Source organism: Streptomyces sp. KLMMK, assembly GCF_036961605.1.
In the GTDB taxonomy this organism is placed as follows: domain Bacteria; phylum Actinomycetota; class Actinomycetes; order Streptomycetales; family Streptomycetaceae; genus Streptomyces; species Streptomyces telluris.
This window is the reverse complement of sequence record NZ_JBAMDC010000023.1, coordinates 44,490-50,602: the sequence shown is the minus strand read 5'-3', so window position 1 is coordinate 50,602 and position 6,113 is coordinate 44,490. Positions and strand designations below refer to the sequence as shown.

At 69.6% G+C, this 6,113-nt stretch carries 5 protein-coding genes; 1 reads left to right on the top strand and 4 read right to left on the bottom strand.

Annotated elements, in window-relative coordinates:
* Positions 1–100: 100 nt before the first annotated feature.
* Positions 101–1,423 (bottom strand): PhoH family protein, encoded by a 1,323-nt coding sequence (locus tag V7793_RS07205; RefSeq protein ID WP_335582075.1) that lies wholly within the window; start codon positions 1,421–1,423, stop codon positions 101–103.
* Between the two features lie 436 nt (positions 1,424–1,859).
* The gene (locus tag V7793_RS07200) at positions 1,860–2,621 is read right to left on the bottom strand and encodes an isoprenyl transferase (protein ID WP_058046023.1); all 762 of its coding nucleotides are present in this window, start codon (positions 2,619–2,621) and stop codon (positions 1,860–1,862) included.
* 110 nt (positions 2,622–2,731) lie between these two features.
* Between V7793_RS07200 and mgrA the strand changes: the two genes are divergently transcribed.
* The gene (gene mgrA / locus V7793_RS07195; protein WP_335582074.1) at positions 2,732–3,778 is read left to right on the top strand and encodes an L-glyceraldehyde 3-phosphate reductase; all 1,047 of its coding nucleotides are present in this window, start codon (positions 2,732–2,734) and stop codon (positions 3,776–3,778) included.
* Between the two features lie 328 nt (positions 3,779–4,106).
* Here mgrA and V7793_RS07190 read toward each other — a convergent pair whose 3' ends face one another.
* Both V7793_RS07190 and V7793_RS07185 read right to left on the bottom strand, forming a co-directional pair.
* A complete protein-coding gene (locus V7793_RS07190) occupies positions 4,107–5,318 on the bottom strand; it encodes an MFS transporter (RefSeq protein ID WP_335582073.1) in 1,212 nt (403 codons plus the stop codon).
* A gap of 172 nt (positions 5,319–5,490) precedes the next feature.
* Positions 5,491–6,072, bottom strand: coding sequence for a TetR/AcrR family transcriptional regulator (locus V7793_RS07185; RefSeq protein ID WP_335582072.1), 582 nt, complete (start codon positions 6,070–6,072; stop codon positions 5,491–5,493).
* Positions 6,073–6,113 lie beyond the last annotated feature (41 nt).

Genomic DNA, 6,113 nt, shown 5'->3' with positions numbered 1-6,113 from the left:
GCCTTCGGGGAACGCCCCTCGGACAACGGCCTCCGGGGAAGGGCCGGATGGGCCGGCCGTCTCCTCTCTCCTGAGGACGAGCCCTATCCGGCGAGCCGCATCAGATCCGGCCTTCCTCCAGCATTTCGGTCACCAGCGCCGCAATCGGAGAACGCTCCGAACGCGTGAGCGTGACGTGCGAGAAGAGCGGATGCCCCTTCAGCTTCTCGACCACGGCGACCACGCCGTCGTACCGCCCCACCCGGAGGTTGTCGCGCTGCGCCACGTCGTGCGTGAGCACGACGCGCGAGTTGGCGCCGATGCGGGAGAGGACGGTCAGCAGCACGTTCCGCTCGAGCGACTGCGCCTCGTCCACGATCACGAAGGCGTCGTGCAGCGACCGGCCGCGGATGTGGGTGAGCGGCAGCACCTCCAGCATGCCGCGCCCGGTGACCTCCTCGATCACCTCGGAACTCGTCACCGCCGAGAGGGTGTCGAAGACGGCCTGGGCCCAGGGGCTCATCTTCTCCGCCTCGCTGCCCGGCAGATACCCCAACTCCTGCCCGCCGACCGCGTACAGCGGCCGGAAGACCATCACCTTGCGGTGCTGCCGCCGCTCCAGGACGGCCTCCAGCCCCGCGCACAGCGCCAGCGCCGACTTGCCCGTGCCGGCCCGGCCGCCCATCGACACGATCCCGATGTCGGGGTCGAGCAGCAGGTCGAGCGCGACGCGCTGCTCGGCGCTGCGGCCGTGGATGCCGAACGCCTCGCGGTCGCCGCGCACCAGCCGCACCGATCCGTCGGCCGCGACCCGGCCGAGCGCCTTGCCCCGCTCGGACTGCAGCACCAGGCCGGTGTGCACGGGCAGTTCCGCGGCCTCCGGGACGTGGACCACCTCGGCGGCGAAGAGCTCGTCCACCTGCTCGGCGGTGACGGTGAGCTCCGCCATCCCGGTCCACCCGGAGTCGGTGATCGCGAGCTCCGCGCGGTACTCCTCGGCGAGCAGGCCGACCGCTGACGCCTTGATCCGCAGCGGCAGGTCCTTGGAGACGACCGTGACGTCGTACCCCTCGGCCTGGAGGTTGCGGGCGACCGCAAGGATGCGCGAGTCGTTGTCGCCGAGGCGGAAACCGGCGGGCAGTATGCCCGTATCCGAGTGGTTGAGCTCGACCCTGAGCGTCCCGCCCAGATCACCGATCGGAATCGGGGAATCCAGTCGGCCGAATTGCACCCGGTACGCGTCCAGCAGGCGCAGCGCCTGCCGCGCGAAGTAACCGAGCTCGGGGTGGTGCCTCTTGGCCTCCAACTCCGTGACCACCACCACGGGCAGCACGACCTCGTGCTCCTCGAAGCGGGACATGGCGCCTGGGTCGGCCAGCAGGACGCTGGTGTCGAGGACGTAGGTGCGCCGGTCGTTCTCACGGCGCTTCTTGCTGGTCACCACGGGTGGACGAACCCCCTCGGGGAGGTCGGGGCGCGACGGCGTCGCCGGGGAATGGGCCGGGATCGGAGCCCTTCGAGGGCCCGGCTGCGGCCCTCCGCGGGCGGCCGCGCGACCTGACAGGGCCGCTCGGTCCGCACGGTCGTCGTCCGTGTGCAAAGGGCCTCCCGGGCGGGCGGCCCCATGCCGCCCGCTGGCAGAGCGACGGTCTTAGGACAGACCGTCGGCCTGCAGGGGATATTCCCGCTGGACCGCTTGACCATGCAACGGCATATGCGGTGACGTGGTGAGCCACCGGTCCGTCAGGAGCCGTACCGGTGGCAGAAGGAGTTGCGGCCGCGGGACGTCAGGAACCGTACCGCCGGTGCCGCGCCGCACAGCGCCTTGCGGGGGATAACCCCCGCGGCCCCCAGCCGGATCCATTCGCAGCGCAAACGCCTCAGGAACCGTACCGCCGGTGCCGCGCCGCGTAATCCCGCAATGCGCGCAGGAAGTCGACCTTCCGGAAAGCCGGCCAGAAGACTTCGCAGAAGTAATACTCGGAGTGCGCGCTCTGCCAGAGCATGAAGCCGGACAGCCGCTGTTCACCACTGGTGCGGATGATGAGGTCCGGATCGGGCTGGCCGCGCGTGTAGAGGTGCTTGGTGATGTGCTCGACGTCGACCGTCTCGGCCAGTTCCTCGAAGGACGTGCCGTTCTCCGCGGCTTCGAGGACCAGCGAGCGCACCGCGTCCGCGATCTCCTGCCGGCCGCCGTAGCCGACGGCCACGTTGACCAGTATTCCGCTGGTGCCGAGCGTGTCCTGCTCGGCCTCCTTCAGCACCGACTGCGTCCGGGCGGGCAGCAGGTCCATCGTGCCCACGTGGTGCACGCGCCAGCGGCCGTCCGCGGCGAGGCCGCGCACCGTGTTCTCGATGATGCCGAGCAGCGGGTTGAGCTCCACGGCCGGGCGATCGAGGTTGTCGGTGGAGAGCATCCAGAGGGTGACGACCTCGACGTCCGTCTCGGCGCACCAGCCGAGCAGCTCGGAGATCTTGTCGGCGCCCGCCTGGTGACCCTGCTCGGTCGTGCGGCCGTCGGCCCGCGCCCAGCGGCGGTTGCCGTCGAGGATGACGCCGATGTGCTTGGGCACCTGCGCATGGTCGAGGCGGCCTTCCACCCGGCGTGCGTAGAGCCTGTACACCAGGTCGCGCAACTTCACGTTTCCAGCCCCTCCAAGCCACAGCGGTCGCCCCGAGGGCGCCACATTACTGCCCGCGTGTCACGGGAACCCAACTCGGTCTGTCACAAGACCGTGATAGTCAGATGCACATGACCGATTCCACACATTCCGCTCACTATCGTGCGGCCGATTCCCGCTACGACGCGATGGAGTACCGGCGAACGGGCCGCAGCGGGCTGAAGCTGCCCGCCATCTCCCTCGGACTGTGGCACAACTTCGGTGACGACCGCAGCCTGGAGTCGCAGCGCGCCATTCTGCGCCGTGCCTTCGACCTCGGTGTCACGCACTTCGACCTGGCCAACAACTACGGCCCGCCGCCCGGCTCCGCCGAGCTGAACTTCGGCAAGATCTTCGCACAGGACTTCCGGCCGTACCGCGACGAGATCCTGATCTCCACGAAGGCCGGGTATCTCATGCACCCAGGCCCGTACGGCGAGTGGGGCTCGCGGAAATACCTGCTGTCCTCGCTGGACGCGTCGCTGCGCCGGATGGGCGTCGACTACGTCGACATCTTCTATTCGCACCGGTTCGACCCGGAAACCCCGCTGGAGGAGACGATGGGCGCGCTCGCGTCCGCCGTGCAGCAGGGCAAGGCGCTCTACGCGGGCGTGTCCTCGTACAGCGCCGAGCAGACCGCCGAGGCGGCCCGGCTGCTGCGCGCGATGGGCGTGCCGGCGCTGATCCACCAGCCGTCCTACTCGATGATCAACCGGTGGACGGAGGACGACGGCCTGCTCGACACCCTGGAGTCGGAGGGCATGGGCTGCATCGCGTTCGCGCCGCTCGCGCAGGGCCTGCTCACCGACAAGTACCTGCAGGGCGTCCCGGAGGGCTCGCGCGCGTCGCAGGGCAAGTCGCTGGACCCGGGGCTGCTGACCGAGGACGTGGTGGGCCGGCTGCGCGGCCTGAACGCAATCGCCGGGCGGCGCGGGCAGTCGCTCGCCCAGCTGGCGCTCAGCTGGGTGCTGCGCGATCCGCGGATGACCTCGGCGCTGATCGGCGCGTCGAGCGTCGGCCAGCTGGAGGCCAATGTGGCCGCGCTGGGGTCGCCGAAGCTGACCGATGAGGAACTGGCGGAGATCGATTCCTTCGCGGTAAGCACCGAAGGCGTCAACATCTGGGCCCGCCGCGGCTGACCCGGGGCGGACCGGCCCGGGATGCACACATCGTCACCGTAGGTGACGAGGGGGAAAGAAAACGGGCCGGTCCGTGGGGGGGATACGGACCGGCCCGAGGGGGGGTTTCCACCTTAACCGGTCTGAGGCCGTGCTCGTTGCACCGACAGGGGTGACGACGCGCGGGATGCTGACACTGGGTGACCTTTTTGATCTTGAACAAGTAGGCGCGGCCGCTGTGTTCGGAGGCCCGGGGGGCCTGCCAGCACTGGGCCTACAGCGTAGAACCAGCCATTCGGCGGACAGCTCCGGTCGGCGCTTGGGAACACTTCGATAACGTCCGGAAAAATCACGGCCGACTTGACGCCGCGACGGGCCCGGGCGCGTCGGCGGTGCGTTCGGCGGCACCCTCCGCACGGCGGGCCGGGCCCCGCCGCGGAAGATCGGGGACGAGGGTGAGGACCCCGACGACGGCCATGGCGGCGCCGAGCCACAGCGGGGAGCGCAGGCCGTAGGCGTCGATGGCCAGCCCGCCGAGCGACGAGCCGATGATGATCCCGAGGGTGATGAACGAGGAGTGGATGGAGTTGACCAGCGGACCGGCGTTGCCGGCGCGCTGGACACGGGTGACCATCGCCGGGTTCATCGTGACGCCGACGAGACCGATGCCCAGCAGGAAGGCGACCGTGGGGGCGGGCAGGTGCGCCGTCAGCGCGAAGCCGGCGAGGAAGACCGCGTTGAGGACGAGGCCGCACAGCAGGATGCGGACGGGGTACCGGTCCGCGAGGCGCCCGACGACCCAGTTGCCGACGACGGTGGCGGCCCCGTAGGCGATGAGCAGCAGGGGGACGGAGCCGGCGGAGAACCCGGTGACCTCGGTGAGGACGGGATTGAAGTAGCTGAAGGCCGAGAACGTCGCCCCGATGACGAAGGTACTGGTCAGCAGCGCGAGCCAGAGCTTGCGGCGCTTGAAGACGGCCAGCTCCCGGCGGATGCCGCCGCCCTCGGCGGGGCGGTCCGCGTCGGGGATGCCGAGGGCGGTGCAGAGCGCGGCGACCAGGGCGAGGGCGGAGATGACCCAGAAGGCGGCGCGCCACCCGAAGTGCTCGCCGACGAGGGTGGACAGCGGCAGGCCCAGCAGGGTGCCGAGCATCAGGCCGTTCATGGCGACGGCGATGGCGCGGCCGCGCACCTCCGGACGGGTGAGCTGGGCGCACAGGGACAGGGAGACGCCGAAGAAGGCCTGCGCGGCGACGCCCGTGACGATCCGCGCGGCCAGCATCGCGCCGTACGTGGTTGCGGTGGCGGCCAGGACGTTCCCGGCGAGGAAGACGGCGAACAGTGTCAGCAGGGCGGCCCTGGGCCGCAGCCGCATCACGGCGACGGTCAGGAACGGACCGCCGGCGGCCATGGCGACCGCGAAGGCGGTGATGAGGTAACCGATCTCCGGAACGGTGACTCCCAGCCCGTCGGCCATCTGCGGCATCAGGCCGGCGACAACGAATTCGCTGGTCACCATCGCGAAGATGCCCAGGGCTAGGAGGTAGACGGCGCGGGGCATGGTGGGGTGCTCCTCGGTTCTTGGTGGGGCGAGAATTTTGGATTGATCAGTACAAAATCAAGGCATGAAAGGGACGAGAGAAAGACGAGGGGAAGGAAAAGAGGAAAGAAGAGGAAGAGAAAGAAGAAACCGGCAGGGACCGGGCCGGCCGCACCTCAGGAGGCGCCCCCCGTCACAGCGCGTCGACCGTGGTCCGCATGATCCCTTCGAGCGCCTGCCGCCCGATGCCGGCCCGGGCTGAGACGCGCATGCCGCCGATGGCCGCGATCACGAAGTGCGCGAGGGCGCCGGCGTCTTTGGCACGGTCGATGTCACCGTCCCGCTGCCCGGCCTCGATGGCGGCCTTCAGCGCCTCGAACCGCCGCCGGTAGTCACGTTCCAGCACACCGGCCACTTCAGGGTCCCTGGACCCCAGCTCGATACAGGTGTTGACGACCAGACAGCCGCGCCGGTCCTCCGCATGGAGCCCCTCCTCCTCGACGATCACGCCGAGGAGCGCCCGGATCTTCTCCTTCGCGGGCATCGCGCTCTCCAGCACCGCGTCGATGTTCCCGTTCTTGCGCTCCATATAGCGGAGCAGGGCCCGCCGGAAGAGGTCGTGCTTGCTCTTGAAGGTGTTGTAGATGCTGCTGCGGCCCAGGCCGGTGGCGTCACACAGATCCTGGGTCGAGGTCGCCTCGTACCCGGCGGCCCAGAACGCCTCCAACGCGGCGTCGACCGCCCGCTCCTCGTCGAACTTCCTCGGTCGGGCCATGCCGGAACGGTAGCAGTTTTGGATCAAGCATTCCAATACTT